General features: G+C 66.5%; 20 protein-coding genes. 9 read left to right on the plus strand and 11 right to left on the minus strand.

All coding sequences use genetic code 11. The features are described 5' to 3' along the window. Positions 1-13: 13 nt before the first annotated feature. Complete coding sequence (locus XdyCFBP7245_RS19890) at positions 14-649, plus strand: DUF2490 domain-containing protein (RefSeq protein ID WP_170068719.1); 636 nt, start codon at positions 14-16, stop codon at positions 647-649. A 146-nt stretch (positions 650-795) separates the two neighbouring features. Here the strand turns inward: XdyCFBP7245_RS19890 and XdyCFBP7245_RS19895 are convergent, their stop codons facing one another. Next, a complete protein-coding gene (locus tag XdyCFBP7245_RS19895) occupies positions 796-1,743 on the minus strand; it encodes an alpha/beta hydrolase (RefSeq protein ID WP_104617157.1) in 948 nt (315 codons plus the stop codon). Between the two features lie 439 nt (positions 1,744-2,182). Beyond that, the gene (locus XdyCFBP7245_RS19900) at positions 2,183-3,043 is read right to left on the minus strand and encodes a PA4780 family RIO1-like protein kinase (protein WP_104617158.1); all 861 of its coding nucleotides are present in this window, start codon (positions 3,041-3,043) and stop codon (positions 2,183-2,185) included. A 146-nt stretch (positions 3,044-3,189) separates the two neighbouring features. Between XdyCFBP7245_RS19900 and XdyCFBP7245_RS19905 the strand changes: the two genes are divergently transcribed. Further along, a complete protein-coding gene (locus XdyCFBP7245_RS19905; protein WP_104617182.1) occupies positions 3,190-4,050 on the plus strand; it encodes an IclR family transcriptional regulator domain-containing protein in 861 nt (286 codons plus the stop codon). Positions 4,051-4,254: 204 nt separating this feature from the next. Here XdyCFBP7245_RS19905 and XdyCFBP7245_RS19910 read toward each other — a convergent pair whose 3' ends face one another. The 9 genes from XdyCFBP7245_RS19910 to XdyCFBP7245_RS19950 all read right to left on the minus strand — a co-directional run bounded on the left by XdyCFBP7245_RS19910 (position 4,255) and on the right by XdyCFBP7245_RS19950 (position 12,339). Next, on the minus strand, positions 4,255-5,181 hold the full coding sequence (locus XdyCFBP7245_RS19910) for an alpha/beta hydrolase (protein WP_104617159.1): 927 nt from the start codon (positions 5,179-5,181) through the stop codon (positions 4,255-4,257). An 88-nt stretch (positions 5,182-5,269) separates the two neighbouring features. Then, on the minus strand, positions 5,270-5,656 hold the full coding sequence (gene pcaC / locus XdyCFBP7245_RS19915; RefSeq protein ID WP_104617160.1) for a 4-carboxymuconolactone decarboxylase: 387 nt from the start codon (positions 5,654-5,656) through the stop codon (positions 5,270-5,272). Between the two features lie 26 nt (positions 5,657-5,682). Further along, positions 5,683-6,465: a 3-oxoadipate enol-lactonase gene (pcaD, locus tag XdyCFBP7245_RS19920; RefSeq protein WP_104617161.1), complete on the minus strand. Its 783-nt coding sequence runs from the start codon at positions 6,463-6,465 to the stop codon at positions 5,683-5,685. A 10-nt stretch (positions 6,466-6,475) separates the two neighbouring features. Continuing rightward, complete coding sequence (locus XdyCFBP7245_RS19925; protein WP_104617162.1) at positions 6,476-7,828, minus strand: 3-carboxy-cis,cis-muconate cycloisomerase; 1,353 nt, start codon at positions 7,826-7,828, stop codon at positions 6,476-6,478. A gap of 274 nt (positions 7,829-8,102) precedes the next feature. Then, the gene (gene pcaG, locus XdyCFBP7245_RS19930; RefSeq protein WP_104617163.1) at positions 8,103-8,666 is read right to left on the minus strand and encodes a protocatechuate 3,4-dioxygenase subunit alpha; all 564 of its coding nucleotides are present in this window, start codon (positions 8,664-8,666) and stop codon (positions 8,103-8,105) included. Between the two features lie 4 nt (positions 8,667-8,670). After that, positions 8,671-9,318, minus strand: coding sequence for a protocatechuate 3,4-dioxygenase subunit beta (gene pcaH / locus XdyCFBP7245_RS19935; protein WP_244907868.1), 648 nt, complete (start codon positions 9,316-9,318; stop codon positions 8,671-8,673). Positions 9,319-9,485: 167 nt separating this feature from the next. Beyond that, entirely contained in the window at positions 9,486-10,694 is a 1,209-nt protein-coding gene (gene pcaF / locus XdyCFBP7245_RS19940; RefSeq protein WP_104617164.1) for a 3-oxoadipyl-CoA thiolase, read from the minus strand. Further along, the gene (locus tag XdyCFBP7245_RS19945; RefSeq protein ID WP_104617165.1) at positions 10,691-11,479 is read right to left on the minus strand and encodes a CoA-transferase subunit beta; all 789 of its coding nucleotides are present in this window, start codon (positions 11,477-11,479) and stop codon (positions 10,691-10,693) included. Before XdyCFBP7245_RS19945 ends, pcaF begins: the two co-directional genes overlap by 4 nt. Further along, positions 11,476-12,339 (minus strand): CoA transferase subunit A, encoded by an 864-nt coding sequence (locus tag XdyCFBP7245_RS19950; RefSeq protein WP_104617166.1) that lies wholly within the window; start codon positions 12,337-12,339, stop codon positions 11,476-11,478. The genes XdyCFBP7245_RS19945 and XdyCFBP7245_RS19950 overlap by 4 nt, the downstream gene beginning before the upstream one ends. A 254-nt stretch (positions 12,340-12,593) precedes the next feature. On the opposite strand from XdyCFBP7245_RS19950, the gene XdyCFBP7245_RS19955 reads away from it, so the two are divergent. The 7 genes from XdyCFBP7245_RS19955 to glpK all read left to right on the plus strand — a co-directional run bounded on the left by XdyCFBP7245_RS19955 (position 12,594) and on the right by glpK (position 20,804). Continuing rightward, positions 12,594-13,676 (plus strand): aromatic ring-hydroxylating dioxygenase subunit alpha, encoded by a 1,083-nt coding sequence (locus XdyCFBP7245_RS19955; RefSeq protein WP_104617167.1) that lies wholly within the window; start codon positions 12,594-12,596, stop codon positions 13,674-13,676. 22 nt (positions 13,677-13,698) lie between these two features. Further along, positions 13,699-14,502 (plus strand): GntR family transcriptional regulator, encoded by an 804-nt coding sequence (locus tag XdyCFBP7245_RS19960; RefSeq protein ID WP_104617168.1) that lies wholly within the window; start codon positions 13,699-13,701, stop codon positions 14,500-14,502. Further along, the gene (locus tag XdyCFBP7245_RS19965) at positions 14,495-15,478 is read left to right on the plus strand and encodes a PDR/VanB family oxidoreductase (RefSeq protein ID WP_104617183.1); all 984 of its coding nucleotides are present in this window, start codon (positions 14,495-14,497) and stop codon (positions 15,476-15,478) included. Before XdyCFBP7245_RS19960 ends, XdyCFBP7245_RS19965 begins: the two co-directional genes overlap by 8 nt. A 141-nt stretch (positions 15,479-15,619) precedes the next feature. After that, on the plus strand, positions 15,620-16,447 hold the full coding sequence (locus XdyCFBP7245_RS19970; protein WP_104617169.1) for a DeoR/GlpR family DNA-binding transcription regulator: 828 nt from the start codon (positions 15,620-15,622) through the stop codon (positions 16,445-16,447). Positions 16,448-16,668: 221 nt separating this feature from the next. Beyond that, a complete protein-coding gene (gene glpD / locus XdyCFBP7245_RS19975; protein WP_104617170.1) occupies positions 16,669-18,183 on the plus strand; it encodes a glycerol-3-phosphate dehydrogenase in 1,515 nt (504 codons plus the stop codon). Positions 18,184-18,352: 169 nt separating this feature from the next. Then, a complete protein-coding gene (locus tag XdyCFBP7245_RS19980) occupies positions 18,353-19,174 on the plus strand; it encodes an MIP/aquaporin family protein (protein ID WP_104617171.1) in 822 nt (273 codons plus the stop codon). A gap of 130 nt (positions 19,175-19,304) precedes the next feature. Then, the gene (gene glpK, locus XdyCFBP7245_RS19985) at positions 19,305-20,804 is read left to right on the plus strand and encodes a glycerol kinase GlpK (RefSeq protein WP_104617184.1); all 1,500 of its coding nucleotides are present in this window, start codon (positions 19,305-19,307) and stop codon (positions 20,802-20,804) included. Positions 20,805-20,846: the final 42 nt, after the last annotated feature.

Consider the following 20,846-nt stretch of genomic DNA (forward strand, 5'->3'; position numbering starts at 1 on the left):
TGAAGCGTGCACCATGCGCGCACCTTCTTCCACACCCTGGCCCAGCAAGCACTTGATCTCGCAGAAAAAAATGTGGGGAAACCTCAGGGTCGAGAACCTTTACTGGAGCATGGATATTCATCCGCGCTGGCGCGAGGAGGGCGAGCAGTTCGATCAATTGATCCTGCGCCCTGCGGTGTTTTACCGGCTCAACCCCAAAGCCAGCGTCTGGATGGGCTATGACACCATCATCAGCCATCCGGCCGGTCAGCCGTCCAACCGCGAAAATCGCTGGTGGGGACAGTTTCAGTATCAGTTCGATCCGATCGCCGAGATCAGCATCACCAGCCGCACCCGTCTGGAGCAGCGCCACCGCGAAGACTTCAGCGACGAGGGCTACCGCGTGCGGCAAATGATCCGCGCCACCCGCCCGAGCGGATTCAGTCCGCAACTGTCCTGGGTGCTGTTCAACGAGCTGTTCGTCAATCTCGATCAGACGCAATGGGGCGCACGCCGCGGCATCGACCAGAACCGCGTCTTTGTCGGCATCAACTGGAAATTCAACGCCATCTCCAATATGGACATCGGTTATCTCAACCAGTTCGTCAATACGCGCGCAGTGGACCGCGAAAACCACGTATTGATGACCACGTTCCGCTTTAACTTCTAAACGCCGCGGTGGCGCACCGGCACCGAGTGCGGGATCGCGCCGGAGTTTCTTCGCGTGGACCGAAGCGGCAGCGCGTTTGCATTCGCACCGTGCGCCAACCCGCCACGATGCTGCGCGTATTGCCGACACCTCGGCACTACGCCGGATTACACCGGCAACAGCCGCTGTCGCAGCATTTCGGCAAACAGGTCCACGGTCTTGTCGGCTGCCTGGATGATGCTGGCCATATGGATGAAGCCGTGCACCATGCCGGGAAAGGTGTGCACGCTGACCTCGACACCGGCTGCGCGCAGGCGCTCGGCATAGCGCAGGCCTTCGTCGTGCAGAACGTCACGCTCGGCCAGCACGACCAGCGCCGGCGCAACGCCGCTCAGATCCGGAGCAAGCAGCGGCGAGACGCGCCAATCCAGGGCGATGGCTGGATCCTTGATGAAATGCTGGTTAAAAAACTGCGTGGCCTGCCGGGTCAGCGGTGGAATGTCGGCATTGGTCGTGCGGGACGGATACTCGCCGCTGTCTTCGCGTGCGTCTGTCAGCGGGTACAGCAACAGCTGACAGCGCAGCGCAATGCCGGCATCGCATGCGGCGATTGCAGCGGCGGCAGCCATCGCACCGCCGATGCTGTCGCCGGCCACCGCCAGGCGCTGCGGGTCGGCGCCCACTTGCTCGGGATGCGCGGCCAGCCACCGCACCGTGGCGATGACATCCTCCACGCCGGCCGGCGCGGGGTGCTCGGGAGCCAGCCGGTAATCGACGGCCAGCACCTGGCAACCGGCGCGTGCGGCGAGCTGTCGGCACACATCGTCATGCGACTCCAGATCGCCCACCACGCCGCCGCCGCCGTGCATAAACACGCAGGTTGGCGCGGGCGCATCGCTCAAGCCCGGCGGCCGATACAACCGGAGCAGCACGGTGCCAACAGCGGTGTCGGCCTGCACGGCGCGCACCTGCGCCATCTCCAGCACCGGAAAGCCGAGCTGCGCCCCCAGCCCACGCATCATTGCGCGTGCGTCTGCCAGGGGCAGCGTTTCCATCGGCGGCTGGGCGGCCTGCTGGAGAACAGTGAACAGGCGAACGACATCGGGATCGAACATGACGGTCTCATTGGCAGTGGAGGACTACCGAGTTTGCCTGATACTTATTTTAAATAACCATTAAATGAAATAACTACCTGGCCGGATGACGCGCGATCGCTTGGGCAGGCCGGTGCTGGCTTGATACAGAAGGGTTCCGACCTGCAACGCGTTACATCTTGCGGACATGCACGCGACCACCTGCAACGCCGATTGCTGCGTTGCATCGCGTGGATGCGCAACCGCATGCCGCGTGCGCAGACCTGCAAGCGCAGACCGTGCGGGGCATGAAGCGGCAACGCGCCTCATCGTAGTGCCGTCTTCTAGACGCACCCTGGCTCGCGTCGCTTCAATCCCATCAATGCGCGCGCGTCCGGACAGGTGACGCCCGTGCCACGGCAAGCCCCGTGCCGGCGGCGGCGGCCGGGCAAGGCAATGCGCCGTGTGGCGCACGCAGCGATCAGTCGTCGTCTTCGGCAGCGGCTTCGCGGCCTTGCTGGCGGATCAGGTTTTCCTGCCGCGCGTCTTCGATGGAAGCGCGAATGGCGCGCACGTCGGCGCGCTTGGTGTCGAACTTGAAGCGGCCGGTGAGCGCGCTGTCCGGGCGCAACTCACCCTTTTCGTAAAGCGCCCACATTTCTTCGCCGTAGTGGGTGTCGAGCAGATCCGGAGCGAAGCGGCCCAGGCAGTCGCGCAGGTTGTGCACATCGCGCAGCAGCATGTCGCGCGCGGCATTGTTGCCGGCGGCGCTGACCACCTGCGGGAAATCGATCACCACCGGGCCGTCGGGCGAGACCAGCACGTTGTATTCGGACAGATCGCCGTGCACCAGACCCAGCGACAGCATCTTGACCACATCGCCGATCAGGCTGATGTGGAATGCGCGCGCCTGCTCCGGCTCCAGCTCCACTTCGCCCAGGCGTGGTGCGCTGTGACCGGCGGCATCGGTGACCAGATCCATCAGCAGCACGCCATGGAAATAGCCGCGCGGTTTGGGGACGTGCACGCCGGCATCCACCAGCTGGTAGAGCGCATCGGCTTCGGTGTTCTTCCATGCGGTCTCGGCTTCGCGGCGACCGAACTTGGTGGCCTTGCCCATCGCGCGCGCCTGGCGGCTGCCGCGTACCTTGCGGCCCTCCTGATATTGCACGCGCGCCTGGAAGCTGCGCTGCGCCATGTCCTTGTAGACCTTGGCGCACAGGATGTCTTCGCCGGCGCTGACCACGTAGACGGAGGCTTCCTTGCCGCTCTTCAGTGGTCGCAACACTTCGTCGATGACACCGTCGTCGATCAGCGGCTGCAGGCCCTTGGGGGTTTTCATGGACGAGGGGGACCGATCCGAAACAAGTCAGTAGCGATTATGCGGCAAGCAGGATGAAGTGCTTACATGCGACGCACACACTGCGACCGGAGGCAGGCATTGCCGCGAGCGCTTACCATGCGTGGACCTGCCTGACCCGCGATCCGATGCCCGAGCCCACCGCCAGCCGCCGCAAACGTCCCGCCGCCATTGCCGCGACCGGGAGCGAGCGCGGCCTGCCGCACGAGTTGATGCAGCAGATTGCCGCCGCCCAGGGCGACCCGGACTTCATGACCTCGCTGGGGCGCGGGCTGGTGGTGTTGAGCGTGTTCGCCCAGCATCCGCGCGAGGTGACGATGTCGCAGATCAGCCTGGAAACCGGCATTTCGCGCGCGGCAGTGCGCCGCGTGCTGCACACGCTGGCCAAGCTGGGCTATGTCGGCGAGCAGGGCCGTGGCTATGTGCTGTTGCCGCGCGTGCTGGGCATTGGCGGCGCGTATGCGGCGTCTTCGGCGATGACCGCAGCCGCGCAGCCGGTGCTGGACGGGCTGCGCGACCACCTGCACGAATCCTGCTCGCTGGGCGTGCTGGATGGCGACGACCTGCTGTACGTGGCGCGCGCGGAGACGGTGCGGATCATGTCGATCGGGCTACGCCCGGGCACGCGGCTGCCGGCGTATTGCACCTCGATGGGCCGGGTGCTGCTGGCCGCCCTGCCCGCCGACACCTTGCAGGCCTACCTGGAGCGCACCACGCTGCGCCCGCGCACCGACCGCACGGTGACCCAGGCCTCGGCGCTGCTGGAGATCCTGGCGCGTGCGCGCCGCGAAGGCATGTGCCTGACCGATCAGGAGCTGGAAATCGGCCTGCGTTCGATCGCGGTGCCGGTGCGCAACCTGCGTGGCGAGGTGATTGCCGCGCTCAACATCGGTGCGCAGGCCGGGCGCGTCAGCCTGCAGACCATGCAGACGCAGTTGCTGGAGCCGTTGAAGCTGGCGGCGCAGCGCCTGGGTGCGTTGTTGAGTTAGCGCGTGCGGCGCGTCTTGGGTGATGAAGCAACTCCAATCCTGAGTGAAGCGGCCGAGATCCTTGGGCGGCGCCTGGCTGGGTCCCGCGCACGTGTGGCCTGCGTCCCGCGTATAGCCGCATGTCGTTGCGTTGCATGCAGCCAGCAGCGCGTTCGTCGCGTGCTCCCGCGGCTTTCTGCTTCACTTGCGTCACCCGCTAAGGGCTCAACGCGGCCGACGCAGGAAACCCACCACCGTCTCCACCCAGGCCGCGTGGGTGTCTTCTACATGCGCCACATGATCGGCGTGCGGCAATGTGACCCAGCTGCGATCTTCGCTATGCAAACGTGCAAATAGATGCGCGTTGTCGGCCTGCGTGGCGATGGGATCGTCGACGCCCCGCAGCAGCAGCACCGGCAACGTCGTGACCTGCTCGGGATGGAACGCGAACTGCGCCATCGCGCGCCAGTCCGTGCGCACCGGATCGGCGGCCACTGCCTGCGCTTCATAAGCCGCGCGCACACCCGGCGGCGCGGCGTTGGCAGTGATGAAATCCTCGCCGGCCGCGGCGATGGTGGTGCGTGCGCGCAAGGGCTGGGTCGGCGTGGGCGTGTCGGTGGGCGGCGCACCGACATCGTCGGGGAAGCCGTACAGCACCAGCGCGGACACCGCCTGCGGGTGTTGCTGGCCGACCAGCAGCGCCACCCGCGCGCCGTTGGAATAGCCGATCAAGGCCGGCGGCGGCAGGTCCGGATGTTGCCGGGCGACCCAGGCCAGCACCTGGGCGACATCGCGCACCGCGCGGTCGGGCGTGTTCCATCCGCTGCGATCGCGCGTACTGCCGCCGTAGCCGCGCAGGTCCACCGCGTAGGCGGCAAGTCCGGCGCGCGCCAAGGCGGCCAGCACCGAGCGCGAATCGGCCGCTTCGCCCGGCACTTGCAGGTCGAAGTTGGGCAGCGAACTCCAGGTGCGGCCATGCACCAGCAGCACCGTGCCGCGCGGCTGCGCCGGCACGCGCGACCACACCGCCAGTGTCTGGCCATCGTCGGCGCGCACCTGCGCCAGCTGGGTGCCCGGCCCGGGCTGCGGTTGTGCGCCGGCAGCCAGCGAGAGCAACAGCAGCAGAAGCAGGTAGGCGGGGCGGACCGTCATGCGGCATCTCGTGATGGGCGCGGTGGACTGGCTACGCTGCGCGGCACGGCAGGCGGACGCGAAAGCGCAAGCGATGAGGCGAGCCGGATCAGGTCTCGGCAGCCTGTTCTTCCAGGATTGGTTTGGCCAGCGCAAAGGCGTGGTTGGCCGCCGGGACGCCGCAATAGATGGCCGCCTGCAGCAGCACTTCCTTGATCTGCTCCGGGGTGACGCCGTTGTTGCGCGCGGCGCGCACATGCAGCTTGAATTCTTCGTCGTGGCCCAACGCGACCATCATCGACAAGGTGATCAACGAGCGGGTATGCGCAGGCAGGCCGTCGCGGGTCCAGATGGTGCCCCAGGCATACCGGGTGATCAGGTCCTGAAACTCGGTGGTGAGCTCGGTGCGCGCGGCCAGCGAGCGCTCCACATGCGCATCGCCCAGCACGCGGCGGCGTTCGCGCAGGCCGGTTTGATAGCGTTCGTCTTCGTGCATGGGGCGTCCTCGTCATACGGAAAAGATCAGTCGGCTTGCAGGAACCCCAGCACCGCGTCGTTGAACGCGGCCGGCGATTCCAGATTGCAGATATGGCGGCCCGGTACCTGGGCGTAATGCCCATCGGGCGCGGCGTAGGCGATCTCGCGCAGGTCCGGCGGCGGGCACACCGGGTCGTCGTCGCCGGCCAGGGCCAGCAGCGGCAGGCTCAGCCCATCCAGCGCGCCGCGGAAATCCGCCTCGGCCACCGCCTGGCAGCAGGCGATGTACCCGTCCGGGGAGGTAGAGACGAAGGCGGCGGCGATCATGTCCAGGCGCTGCGCGTGGCTGATGGCAAATTCCGGGGTAAACCAGCGCTGTAGCGTGGCATCGATCAGCAACGGCAGGCCTTCGCTGCGCACCTGCTCGATGCGGGTTTCCCAGGTGGCGGTACTGCCGATCTTTTGCGCGGTGGCGCAGACCACCAGCCGGCGCAACCGCTGCGCGGCATGCAGCCCCAGCCACTGCCCGGTCAGACCGCCGATCGACAGCCCGCAGAAATCGCTGCGCTCGATCTGCAAGGCATCCCACAGCGCCAGCACGTCCTGCCCCAGGTCGGCCACGCTGTACGGGCCGGGCGGCGAGTCCGAATAGCCATGGCCGCGGCGGTCGTAGCGCAGGATGCGGTAGTGCGGGGCGAAGGCTTCGATCTGCACGTCCCACATGTGCAGGTCGGTGCCGAGCGAATTGCAGAAGGTCAGCCAGGGCCGCCCGTCGGTGCCATCCAGACGGTAATGCAGACGATGCGTGGGCAATTGCAGATAAGCCATCGAAGCACCGTCAACGGGAAGAAGAGGCGGCCAGCACGCGATCGATCCAGACCGAGGACATGCCGCGCCAGCTGTCGCTATCGAACACCGCCTGCAGTTGAGCGTGCGTGAGTACCGCGCTCACTTGCGCGTCCTCTGCCAAGACCTCGCGCAGATGCCGCTGCTGCGCCTGCGCGCGCGCCACCGCCTGTTCGACCAGCGCGTGCGCCTGCGGCTTGCCGAGCTGCGGGGCCAGCGCGAACACCGCTGCCTCGGCGTAGAGCACGCCGCCATGGCTATCCAGATGCTGGCGCATGCGGCTGCGGTCCAGTTCCAGCTCGGCCAGGCAGGCCTGCATCTGCGCCAGGCTGCCGGCGGTCAGGCACACGATCTGCGGCAAGGTGTCCCATTCGGCATGCCATTGCCCGGCGGCGCGCTCATGCGGCTGCGCCATCGCACTGAACAAGGTGGCGATCAGCCCGGGTACGCGGGTGGCCGCGGCCACCGCCGCCACGCTGGAAACCGGATTGCGCTTGTGCGGCATCGCCGATGAGCCGCCCTTGCCGGCCGCCGCGGGCTCGAACGCTTCGCCGACCTCCGATTGCATCAGCAGCACCACATCGCCGCCGATCTTGCCCAGCGTGCCGGCGAGCAGGCCGAACGCGCAGCCGACCTCGACGATGCGGTCGCGCGCGGTGTGCCAGGGCAACGCAGGCAGCGGCAGCGCCAAGCTGGTGGCCAACGCTTGCGCCACGTCCAGGCCGCGCTCCTGCAAGGAAGCCAAGGTGCCCGCCGCGCCACCGAACTGCAGCACCAGCGCCTCGTGCCGCAACGCGTGCAGGCGCCGATGCGCGCGCTGCAAGGCGTCCAGCCAGCCGGCCACCTTGAGCCCGAAGGTCACCGGCACGGCCTGCTGCAACAAGGTGCGCCCGGGCAAGCCGGTATCGCGCTCGCGTGCGGCCAACGCGGCAAGGGTGTCGCACAGCTGCTGCAGACGCGGCAGCAGCAGATCGAGCGCGGTGCGCAGTTGCAACACGCTGCCGGTATCGATGACGTCCTGGCTGGTGGCTCCCCAGTGCACCCAGCGCGCGGCCGCAGCATCGTGCGCGGCGACGCGCGCGGTCAGCGCCTTGACCAGCGGAATGGCGGGGTTGCCGGCGAGCGCGGTGGCCTGCGCCAAGGCAGCCATATCGTAGTGCTGCACCTGGCAGGCCGCTGCAATCGATGCGGCTGCCTCGGCAGGAATGACACCGCACTGCGCCTGCGCGCGGGCAAGCGCGGATTCGAAGTGCAACATGGCCTGCACACGCGCCGCATCGTTGAACAATGCGTCGCACGCAGGCTCGCCAAACAAGGATCCCAACAGCAAAGACGTCGCACTCATGCATCGCATCTCTTGGCGTGCCGGCAGCATGGCACCGAAGCACGGGGGTGCCAACTAGACGTTAGGGCAATACGCGCAGCGAGGCCGCGGCGGGCGAAGGTGACGGCATGCTCGCCTGGTGTGTATCCGCGCCTTGGAGACGGCGGTGTGCGCTTGCGGGCTGTCATCGTGATCGACGGCGGTGCGTGGCGTGCTGGACGTGCATGCCGCAGGGTCAGGCTCACGGGGCACATGGCAACACCGGCTGCGTGCAGCGTTGCCGACGATTTGCGCATCAATACCGAAAAAACACAGTCTCCATCTCGCCTTGCATATGGATATCCCATGCATACGCGCCATTGCCCGCTGGCTGGGCCAGCAAGGTGGCGCGGCGCGCGGCCGGCACCAGCGCCAGGATCGGGTCGTTGCCTAGCTGCGGGTCATCGGCGAAGTACAGGCGCGTCGATGCGCCGCGCAACAGCCCGCGCATGAACACCAGCACGCTCAAATGCGCGGCCTGCGTCCTGCCCTGCGGCCCGGCGACGGCACCCGGCTTGACCGTGCTGAAGCTAAAACGCCCCTGCGCATCGGTCGGCACCCGGCCCCAGCCATCGAAGCTGGCGTCGTGCGCCTGGTAGCGGCTGTCGGCAGCATGTGCGTAGATACCGGCGGCATCGGCTTGCCACAGTTCCAGCACCGCGTCGGCCACCGGGACGCCGGCACCATCGAAGACGCAGCCGCTGATCTGCACGTGCATGCCGGCGGCCTGCGCCGGTGCGAGCTGGTCGCGATACAGCGGCTCCAGCCCAAGCCGGTAATACGGGCCGACGGTTTGCGAAGGGGTTGCGTGCAGGCTCATCGATTCACTCCCAGACCGTTTGCTTGCGGCCGCGCAGCACGATGTCGAAGCGGTAGGCCAGGGCATATTCGCTGATGGCGTTTTCCCAGTCGAAACTGGACACCATGCGCTCGCGCGCCAGCGCATCGTCGACGCAGTTGTAGATGGGGTCTTGCGCCAGCAGCGGGTCGCCCGGGAAATACATCTGGGTGATCAGCCGTTGCCCGATGCCATCGCCGTGCAGCGAAAAATGGATGTGCGCCGGCCGCCAGGCGTTGTAGTGATTGCGCCACGGATACGCGCCCGGCTTGATGGTCTTGAAGACGTAGCGGCCATGCTCATCGGTGAGCACCTGGCCGGTGCCGCGGAAGTTGGGGTCCAGCGGTGCGTCGTGGCGATCGCCGGCATGCTGGTAACGGCCGGCGGCGTTGCATTGCCACACTTCCACCACGCTGTTGCGCACCGGCTTGCCGTTTTCGTCGAGCACGCGGCCGGAGACGATGATGCGCTCGCCCAGCGGCTCGCCACTGAACCCTGCGGTGAGATCGGCCGCATGCTCGCCCAGGGTAAGCCGATCCAGGCGCGGGCCGGTGACTTCCGACAGCGTGGCCGGGATATCGATGGGCGCGTGCGTCGGCCCGCGCAGGGCGGTGGAGGCATAAGCCGGATGCAGTTAGGCCGGCTGCGTGCCGGGTCGGGTGCGGCGGTAGCCGAGCAGCGGGTCTGCAAGTGTCGAATCATCGGGGGCATCGCGCATCGTGAGATCTCCCTGCGCCGCACTGCGGCATGGTCAAGCGGTGTAGGTATGCGGTGGCGGCGCAGTGGTTGCAGTGGGCTGGCTCACAGGCGCTCGATCGCCAGGGCCACGCCCTGCCCCACCCCGACGCACATGCTGGCCAGCCCGAGCCGGCCGTTGCTGGCTTCCAGCTGACGCAGCAAGGTGAGTACCAGCCGCGCGCCGCTCATGCCCAACGGATGACCGAGTGCGATGGCGCCGCCGTTGGCGTTGACATGTGCGGCATCGTCGGGCAACCCGAATGCGCGCGTGCACGCCAACGCCTGCGCGGCGAAGGCTTCGTTGAGCTCGATCGCATCGAACTGCTCGATACGCAGGTTCAGCCGCGCCAACAGACGCTGCGTGGCCGGCACCGGGCCCATGCCCATGTAGGCCGGCTCGACACCTGCCGACGCAAAACCCAGCACGCGTGCGCGCGGGGTCAACCGATGCGTCTGCACCGCCTGCGCGGAGGCCAGCAACAACGCGGCCGCACCATCGTTGATACCGGAGGCATTGCCGGCCGTCACGCTGCCGGGCTGGCGGAACACCGGCTTGAGTTTGGCCAGCATCTCGGCGGTGGTATTCGGGCGCGGGGCTTCGTCGTATTCGACGGTGACGGCATCGCCGCCCTTGCGTGCGGCCACCGGCACCGAGGTGATCTCTGCATCGAAGAAACCGGCGGCCTGGGCGGCAGCCACGCGCTGCTGGCTGCGCAGTGCGAAAGCGTCCTGATCCTCGCGCGTGATGGCATGGCGCTGCGCGATGTTTTCGGCGGTTTCGCCCATCAACTCGGTGCCGTAGGCGGCTTGCAGGCGCGGGTTGATGAAGCGCCAGCCCATTGTGGTGTCTTCCAGTTGCTGGGTGCGGGCGAAGGCGCTTTCGGCCTTGCCCATCACCCAGGGCGCGCGCGACATCGATTCGACACCGCCGGCGATCGCCAGCCCCAGTTCCTCGGCGCGGATGCCGCGCGCCACCGTGCCGATCGCATCCAACCCGGAGCCGCACAGGCGATTGAGCGTGCTGCCCGGCACAGAACTCGGCAGGCCTGCCAGCAACAGGCTCATCCGCGCAACATTGCGATTGTCTTCGCCGGCCTGGTTGGCGCAGTCCAGATACACATCGTCGATGGCGGCCGGGTCCAGCTGCGGATGACGGGCCAGCAACGCGGCAATCGGTAGCGCGCCCAGGTCGTCGGCACGCACGCTGGACAGCGCACCGCCATAGCGACCGATCGGTGTGCGGATGCCGTCGATCAGATAGACCTCGCTCATGCCTCCGCTCCTGCCGATTGGGTGCCATGTGCGGCGTCGGTCCGTGCCTGCAACGCGCGCAATGCCTGCAGTTCCGTGATGCTGGGCGGTGCGGTGTGCGCAAGATCGTCGGCAAAGCGGATCGGCCAGCCGGTCGCCGCGCTGACCTGCTCGCGGCTGATCCCCGGGTGCAGCGACGTGACGGCGAGTTCGCGAGTTACCGCATCGGGTTCCATCACGCACAGGTCGGTGACCACCACGGTGGGGCCGGCGCCGGGCAGGCCGGCGCGCGCGCGCGCATCGCCACCGTCCAGATGCCCGACTGTGGTGATGAAGTCCAGCACCGACACGAAGCTGCGCTTGGACTGCCGCATGATGATGAACACCTGCTTGGCGCTGGCCGCGATTTCCGGCGCGCCACCGGCGCCGGGCAACCGCGTCTTCGGCGCGGCGTAATCGCCGATCACGGTGGTGTTGAGGTTGGCGTGGCGATCGATCTGCGCCGCGCCCAGGAAACCGACATCCACCCGGCCGCCCTGCAACCAGTAGCGAAAAATCTCCGGCGTGGAGACCACGGTGTCGGCAGTCTCGGCCAGCTCGCCGTCGCCGATCGAGAGCGGCAGCACGTCCGGGCGTGCGCCGATCGGGCCGGATTCGTAGATCAGGGTGACATCCGGCGCATGCGTGAGCCGGGCCAGATTGGCCGCAGTGGACGGCAGACCGATGCCGACGAAACACACCGCTTCATCAGGCAGGCGACGCGCCGCGGCGACGGTCATCATTTCATTGGTGCTGTAAGCGCTCATGCGGCCACCTGCTGCTGCGAGTGCGCATACACGCGCATGAATGCGGCGAAGTCGTCGGTGTCCAGAATATGTGCCTGGATCCACGCCTGGAAGCGCGCGCGGTCGCGCGCAATCGCGTCCCAGGCCAGATAAAACCGGTTGTCGCGGGCGTAGTAGCCATGCGCGTACGACGGCGCGGCGCCGCCAGGCACATGGCACACCGCATCGACCACCCAGCGCGGCAGGATGCAGGCGTTGGGTGGCGCATCGAGCGTGTCGACGATTTCCTCAACCGTCACGATCACCTTGCGCGCCGCCAGTGCCGCCTCTTTCTGCACGCCAAGAATGCCCCACAGCAACACGTTGCCGCGGCGGTCGGCCTGCTGTGCGTGGATCACGGTGACATCGGGGTTCACCGCCGGCGTGGTGGCCAGCGTTTCGCCGGTATAGGGACATTGCAGGAACTTGATGCTGTCGTTGACGCGCGGCAGGTCAGAGCCGACATAGCCGCGCAGCACCGCGAATGGCAGACCCGACGCACCGGCCACGTAGGCGTTGGCCATGTCGGCATGGCTATGTTCGCGGATCTGCAGGGGCTGCGGCCAGGCGTGTTCGACCGCATCGCGCAGCCGGTGCAGCGAGCCGACCCCCGGATTGCCGCCCCACGAAAACCGCAACGCCGATGCGCAGCCGGCGCCGATCAGCTGGTCGTAGATCAGGTCCGGGGTCATGCGCACCAGGCGCAGCTCGCGTTTGCGCTGGCGGATCACCTCATGGCCGGCCGCATGCGGGATCAGATGGGTGAAGCCTTCCATCGCCACGCAATCGCCGTCGGCGATCAGGTTAGACACCGCATCTGATAAAGCGACGATTTCAGCCATGAGCAAGGCACCGCTGCGAATGTGCAGCCACGGTAGAGCCGGCTGAACACCCTGGTCAATACGATTATCGGTGATTGAATTCGATAATCGCACAACTTCCGCTACACAGTCATGTTCCCACATTGTCTCCGGTGTATACATAACTTCGCCTGCAAGCAGACGCCAGCGCTGACATGCGCGTCAACTGCTTGCACGCTGGCGCAGTGCGTCGATTCGTACCCCAGGTTGTATACAAAACCCCAGGAGTCACGGTCATGTCCGAGTCCCAGTCCAAGCCGCTGTTTCCCCTCAACGCGTGGTATGCCGTCGCCTGGGACCACGAAATCAAGCACGCCCTGACGCCGCGCAAGGTCTGCAACCTCGAAGTGGTGGTCTACCGCACCACGGCCGGCGCGGTGGTCGCGCTGGAAGATGCCTGCTGGCACCGGCTGGTGCCGCTGTCGATGGGCAAGCTGCGCGGCGACGATGTGGTGTGCGGCTATCACGGCCTGGTCTACAACACCCAGGGCCGCTGCGTGCACATGCCCTCGCAGGAGACCATCAACCCGTCGGCGTGCGTGCGCAGTTTTCCGGTGGCCGAGAAGCACCGCTATGTGTGGATCTGGCCGGGCGACCCGGCCAAGGCCGACACCGCGTTGATTCCCGACCTGCATTGGGCGCACGACCCGGCCTGGGCCGGCGATGGCCGCACCATCTACGCCAAGTGCGACTACCGGCTGGTGCTGGACAACCTGATGGACCTGACCCACGAGACCTTCGTGCATGGTTCGAGCATCGGCCAGGACGAGATCGCCGAAGCGCCGTTCGATGTCGTGCATGGCGATCGCTCGGTGGTGGTGTCGCGCTGGATGCGCAACATCGACCCGCCGCCGTTCTGGGCCGGCCAGATCGCGCGGCATCTGGATTACCACGGCAAGGTCGACCGCTGGCAGATCATCCGTTTCGAAGCGCCCGGCACCATCGCCATCGATGTCGGTGTGGCCATCGCCGGCACCGGCGCGCCGGAGGGCGACCGCAGCCAGGGCGTCAACGGCTACGTGCTCAACACCATTACGCCGGAGACCGATACCACCTGCCACTATTTCTGGGCGTTCATGCGCAACTACGCGCTGCACGATCAGTCGTTGACCACGCTCACCCGCGCCGGCGTCACCGGTGTGTTCGGCGAGGACGAGGCGATTCTGGAAGCGCAGCAACGCGCCATCGACGCGCATCCGGATCACACCTTCTACAACCTCAACGTCGATGCCGGCGGCATGTGGGCGCGGCGGGTGATCGACCGCCTGATCGCGCACGAACAGCGCGCGCAGGATCTGTCGCTGCGCATGGTGGGCTGAGCGCAGCGCGCAGGAGACCCCCATGCCACCGACCACACCGTTCCACAGCAGCGCGGCGCAGACCACGCGCGCGCTGCTCTCGCTGCGTGAGCTGATCCTCGACGGTACCTTGCCCGCCGGCGCGCGATTGTCCGAAGTGGCAGTCGTGCAGCGGCTGGGTATGTCGCGCACGCCCGTGCGCGCGGCCTTGCAGCGCCTGTGCGAAGAAGGCCTGGCGAGCGCCTTGCCGGGCGGCGGCTACGCGGTGCAGGCCTTCAGCGAGCACGACGTGCACGACGCCATCGAGCTGCGCGGCACGCTCGAAGGGCTGGCCGCACGCATGGCCGCCGAGCGCGGGGCGACTGCCGCGCAGCTGGGTCAGGCGCATCAGCTGCTGGAGACGCTCGATGGCATCGTCGGCGTGCCGCAGGGTGCCATCGACTTCGCCGCCTATGTCCAGGCCAACGCGCTGTTCCATGCGTTGCTGGTGGCGATGGCCGGCAGCGATGTGCTCGGCCGCGAGCTCACCCGCGTGCTGCAGCTGCCATTCGCCTCGCCCAACAGCCTGGTCATGGCCCAGACCAGTGCTGCCGATGCGCAGGTGCTCCTGACCGTGGCGCAGGACCAGCATCGCGAAGTGATTGCCGCCATCGCGCAGCGCCAGGGCAGCCGCGCCGAAGCGCTGATGCGCGAGCACGCCCGTCTGGCGCACCGCAATCTGCGCCACATCCTGCAAACCCCCGCGGCCATCGCCCAGGTGCGCGGTGGCGCCCTGCTCGGCCGCGCCCATGCATCCACCGCCGGCGTTGCCCGGCACGCTCTTCTGCCTGGAGTTCCCCATGCGTAAAGACACCCAATGGCATCGCGCCCATGTCGTCAGCATTGCCGACGCCTGCGAGGGGGTGCGCGAAATCGTGCTCGACCCAGGCACGGCAGCGCGTGCGTTCGAGGTGGGCAGCCACCTGGATTTTCGTCTGCAATTGAACGGCCGCAGCGATGTGCGCTCTTACTCGCTGGTGGGCGAGCCACGCGCGGACGGGTATTACCAGATCGCGGTACGGCAGATGCCCGACAGCCGCGGCGGCTCGCTGCATATGTGGACGCTGCAGCCGGGCGATGTGGTGGAAATGTCGCCCCCCAGCAACAACTTCGCGCTGGACGAGAGCGGCGAAGAAATCCTGTTGATTGCCGGCGGTATCGGCATCACGCCGATCCTGGGCATGGCGCAGCGGCTGGCGCAGCGGCATCAGGCCTTTCGCCTGCTGTATGTCGGGCGCTCGCGCAGCGCGATGGCCTACGTGGACCCGTTGGAAGCGCTGCTCGGCGCGCGCCTGCAGCTGCATTGCGACGACACCGACGGCCCGCCCGATCTTGCCGCCGAACTGGCACGCCTGTCGCCCAATGCCGAGGTCTATGTGTGCGGCCCGCTGGGCATGCTGGAAGCGGTGCGCCAGCACTGGCATGCCGCCGGCCGCCCGCGCGCACGGCTGCATTTTGAAACCTTCGGCAATAGCGGCCGGGTGCCGGCGCAGGCGTTCGTGGTCAAGCTGCCCGGGCTCGGTCTGGAAGTGCCGGTGGCCGAAAACGAATCGATGCTCGATGCGCTGGCCGATGCCGGGGTCGAATTAATCGCCGAATGCCGTCGCGGCGAATGCGGCTTGTGCGCGGTGGAGGTGCTCGACAGCGCCGCCGATATCGATCACCGCGATGTGTTCTTCGGCGACGAGCAACGCCGCGAAAATCGCAAGCTGTGCGCCTGCGTGTCGCGTGCGGTGGGCGGCAGCATCAGCATCGACACCGGCTACCGCGGCGAGCTGGGCTGAACGTCGTCGTCATGCGCACCGCGCTCGCTGTCGGGCGGGCGCGGCGCTGCTGAAGTCGCCATACGCTATGCGGCGGCGTGAACTGATACGTCCACACGACTGACAACCGCACGCAACCGCTGTGTTTGCATCCTCACGCGCATGCGCGATCATCAGCGCATGGAGTCAACTCACTACAGGACTGTCCCGGCGCCGGCATTGAACCCGCGCCAGGAGCAATTGGTGGCGCTGGTGCGGCAGCAGGGCTTTGCCGATGTCGAAGGCCTGGCCACGCGCTTTGAGGTCACCCCGCAAACCATTCGGCGCGATCTGACCCTGCTGTGCGATGCCGGCGTACTGCGCCGCTACCATGGCGGCGTCAGCATGCCCTCCAGTGTGGAAAACCTGGCCTACACCGCGCGCAAGGCGCTGCAGGCACGCGAAAAGCAGCACATCGCCACGCACGTCGCGCGCTTCATTCCCGACGATGCCTCGCTGTTCATCAACCTCGGCACCACCAACGAAGAGGTCGCGCGCGCATTGCTGCAGCATCGCGGCCTGCGCGTGATCACCAACAACCTCAACGTGGCGGTGATGCTCAGCGCCAACCCCAGTTTCGAGGTGATCGTGGCCGGCGGCGTGGTGCGCGGACGCGACCAGGGCGTGACCGGCGAGGCCACGGTGGAGCTGATCCGTCAGTTCAAGGTGGACTTCGGGGTGATCGGCATTTCCGGGATCGATCTGGACGGCACCTTGCTGGATTTCGACTACCAGGAAGTACGGGTGGCCCAGGCCATCATCGAGCACTCGCGCCAGGTGGTGCTGGCGGCCGATCACAGCAAGTTCGGGCGCAATGCGATGGTGCGGCTGGGCGCGATCGCGCAGGTGCACGACTGGTTCACCGACCGACCGCCGCCGCAGGAACTGGCCAGCGTGCTGGCCGAGGCCGGCACCCGGGTGCACCTGGCGGACGCTAGCGACAGCGACTGAATTTGTTCGTTTAAGTACTTTTTTGATGCGCAGACCCGTCATGGCTGCCAGCCTCGATTTACGTAACGAATCGAATTTCGGATTTTGATTGCTTTTACAATCGAAATAACCACTTATTGAGAGGCAAGCCGCGTCTTCACGCCCCGAAAAGGTTTGATGTTCGAATATGTTCGAACATGACAACTTAGGTTCGCTCGCAGCGCACCTGGACGGAGGCACCGATGGGCGAGACATACGATCTTCTGGTGGTAGGCGGCGGCATCAACGGGGTCGGCATCGCCCGCGATGCGGCCGGGCGTGGCCTGTCGGTGTGCCTATGCGAGCAGGACGATCTGGCCGCGCATACCAGCAGCGCCAGCACCAAGCTGATCCACGGCGGGCTGCGCTATCTGGAGCAGTACGAGTTCGCGCTGGTCGGCAAGGCATTGGCCGAGCGTGAAGTGCTGTTGCGCCTGGCCCCGCACATCATCTGGCCGCTACGCTTTCTGTTGCCGCATCAGCCGCATTTGCGTCCGGCCTGGATGATCCGCGCAGGCCTGTTCCTGTACGACCATCTTGGCGGCAGCAAGCGCAGCCTGCCGCGCTCGCGTCGGCTGTCGCTGCGCACCCACCCGGTCGGGCAGCCGTTGCAGGAATCGCTGCGCACCGGCTTCGTGTATTCCGATGCCTGGGTGCAGGACGCGCGGTTGGTGGTGCTCAACGCGATGGATGCCGCCAAGCGCGGCGCCAAGATCCACACCCGCACACGCTGCGTCGGTGCCTGGCGCGATGCCGGATTCTGGTACGCCGAGCTCGAAGACCGCGACGGCCGCCGCAGCACCGTGCAGGCGCGCGCACTGGCCAATGCGGCAGGGCCGTGGGCGGTGTCGTTCCTGGACAAGGTCGCTGCGGTGCCGCATCAGCACGCGCTGCGCCTGGTCAAGGGCAGCCATATCGTGGTGCCCAAGCTGTTCGATCACGACCACGCCTACATCTTCCAGCAACCGGACCGGCGCATCGTGTTCGCCATTCCGTACGAGCACGATTTCACCTTGATCGGCACCACCGACGTCGATTACGAGGCCGACCCCGCCGCACCCAAGATCGATGCAGCCGAGGTGCAATACCTGTGCGATGCGGTGAACCTGTATTTCCAGCAGCAGATCAGCCCCGAAGACGTGGTGTGGAATTACAGCGGCGTGCGGCCGTTGCTGGACGATGCCGAAGACAACGCCGCCGAAGTGACCCGCGACTATCAACTGGAAGTCATCAACGACGGCGCGCCGTTGCTCAACGTGTTCGGCGGCAAGTTGACCACCTACCGCAAGCTCGCCGAAGAGGCGGTCGACCGGCTCACCCATGCGCTGGGCGCACGCAAGCCGGCATGGACGGCGCGCGGCGACGCGCTGCCGGGCGGCGAACAACGCGATATCGCCAGCCTGCTCGAACGGGTGCGCACCGCGCGCCCCTGGCTGCCCGCAGCCACCGCGCAGCGGCTGGTACGCAATTACGGCACCTGTGCAGAACAGCTGTTGGGAGATGCGCAGGATGTGGCCGGCCTGGGCACGCACTTCGGTGCAGACCTGTATCAGGCCGAGGTGGACTACCTGCGACAACACGAATGGGCGCAGACCGCCGACGATATCCTGTGGCGTCGCAGCAAACTCGGGCTGCGGCTCGATGCGGCCGGACGTGCGCGGCTGGAAGACTATCTGCAGACGCCGGCGCTCCAACCAGCCGAAATCGCGACCGTTTGAACACACCGCGTTGCCGACGAGGACGGGTCGTCGGCAACGTATCCTGGCGCACTGCCTGCATCACCCTGTGGAGGGCACCCCCGATGAGCACGACCCACTCCCCCTGCGCGCCAACGCGCGCGTCGCAATCCCCTGTTCGTTGCAATGACCTGCTCGCGGGCCTGCGCGCATGAACCGTCAACTCGTGGGTGAGTTGATTTCCGAGGCGATCGCGATGTTCATCATCATTGCGCTCGGCGATTCGGTCGCGGCGATGTACATCCTCTACGACCCCAGTCCTTATCAGAACGCCTATTGGGGCGTGTGTATCGCCTGGGGCCTGGCGGTGACGCTGGCGATCTATGTGACCGGCTCGGTGTCGGGCACGCATGCCAACCCGGCAGTGACCCTGGCGCTGGCGCTATTTCGCGATTTTTCGTGGAAAAAGGTGGTGCCGTACTGGATTGCCCAGGTCATCGGCGCCTTCCTGGGCGCGGCCATCGTCTACCAGCTGTACGGGCCGGTGATCGACCATTTCAATCAGGTGCAGCAGCTCACCCGCGAAGCCGGCGGCGCGGCCGGTGTGTTCTTCACCGCGCCCGGTCTTGCGGTCACCCCAATGCATGCGCTGGGCGACCAGATCATCATCACCGCGTTCCTGATCTTCGGCATCTTCGCCATCACCGAGCGCTTCAACGAAGCCGCGCCGGGCGCCAATTCCGGCGCGTTGATGATCGGCCTGCTGGTGGCAACGCTGGGTGCGTCGATGGGCTATCTGGAAGCGTGGGCGATGAACCCGGCGCGCGATTTCGGCCCGCGTCTGTTCGCGTATTTCGCCGGCTGGGGCGAGGCGGCGTTGCCGGCCAAGGACAATTACTGGTGGATCCCGATCGTCGGCCCGTTGATTGGCGGTCCGATCGGCGCACTGGCCTACCAGTGGCTGATCCTGCCGTTCCTGCCGGCGCGCGTGCGCCATCTACAGGGCGACACTGCGCCGCTGGATCCGCGCTAGTCGCCGCGCAGTGAATCGACCACCACGACGATGCGCGGGCCGCCGCTAAACGGCAGCCCGCGCATCGCTCCCAGGCTGCACCGACCACTCTCGCCGCGCGCCAATGCCGGCATTGTTCGAGGAATCTTCGATGGAAAAGCAATACGTCCTTGCGATCGATCAGGGCACCACCAGCTCGCGCGCGATGTTGTTCGATCGCCAGGGCAAGGTGGCCGGCGTGGCGCAGCGCGAATTCGGGCAGATCTTCCCGCAGCCGGGCTGGGTGGAACACAACCCGCGCGAGATCATGACCAGCGTGTACACCACCATTACCGAGCTACTCAACAATGCGCAGATCGATGCGCGCTCGATCGCCGGCATCGGCATCACCAACCAACGCGAAACCGCGGTGGTCTGGGACAAGGCCACTGGCCAGCCGATCTACAACGCCATCGTGTGGCAATCGCGGCAGACCAAGGACATCTGCACCCAGCTCAAGGAAGCCGGCCATGAGCAGATGGTGCGCGACAAGACCGGGCTGCTGATCGATGCGTATTTTTCCGGCACCAAGGTCAAGTGGATTCTCGATCACGTGGAAGGCGCACGCGAGCGTGCACGCAACGGCGAACTGGCCTTCGGCACCATCGACAGCTGGCTGATCTGGAACCTCACCGGCGGCAAGGTGCACGTGACCGATTACACCAACGCCTCGCGCACCATGATGTTCAACATCCACACCCTGGAATGGGATGCGCAGTTGCTGGAGATGCTGGACGTACCGGCGCAGATGCTGCCGGAGGTGCGCTCCTCCAGCGAGGTCTATGGCATGACCCAGACCCAGTATTTCTACGGCGAGCAGGTGCCCATCGCGGGCATCGCCGGCGACCAGCAGGCGGCGTTGTTCGGCCAGGCGTGTTTCGAGCCGGGCATGGCGAAAAACACCTATGGCACCGGCTGTTTCATGCTGATGAATACCGGCGACAAGGCGGTGATCTCCAAGGCCGGCCTGTTGACCACGATTGCCTGGGGCATCGATGGCAAGGTCGAGTACGCGCTGGAAGGCGCGATCTTCGTCGCCGGCTCGGTGGTGCAGTGGCTACGCGACGGCTTGCGCATGCTGGGCAAGGCCAGCGACTCGCAGGCCTATGCCGAACGCGCTGGCGATAACGATGGCGTCTACCTGGTGCCGGCCTTCGTCGGCCTGGGCGCGCCGTATTGGCGCAGCGATATCCGTGGTGCGGTGTTCGGCCTGACCCGTGGCACCAGCAAGGAACACTTCGTGCGCGCGGCGGTCGAATCCATGGCATATCAGACCCGCGACGTGCTCACCGCGATGCAGAGCGATTCGGGCATCGAGTTGAAGGAGCTGCGTGCCGACGGTGGCGCGATCGCCAACGACTTCATGGCGCAATTCCAGAGCGACATTCTCAACGTGCCGGTGCTGCGCCCGGAAGTGGCCGAAACCACCGCGCTCGGTGCGGCGTATCTGGCAGGTCTTGCCACCGGCTTCTGGAGCAGCCGCGAAGAAATCGCCAAGCAATGGGCGGTGGATCGACGCTTCGAACCGGCCATGGCCGAAGACAAACGCGAGCAACTGTATGCCGGTTGGCAGCAGGCGGTGGAAGCGACGATGGGCTTCCGGATCAGCTAAGCGTCAGAATCTGACGGCGGCTGCCGGCGTACTTCCTGCTGC

Source organism: Xanthomonas dyei, from assembly GCF_002939865.1.
In the GTDB taxonomy this organism is placed as follows: Bacteria; Pseudomonadota; Gammaproteobacteria; order Xanthomonadales; family Xanthomonadaceae; genus Xanthomonas; species Xanthomonas dyei.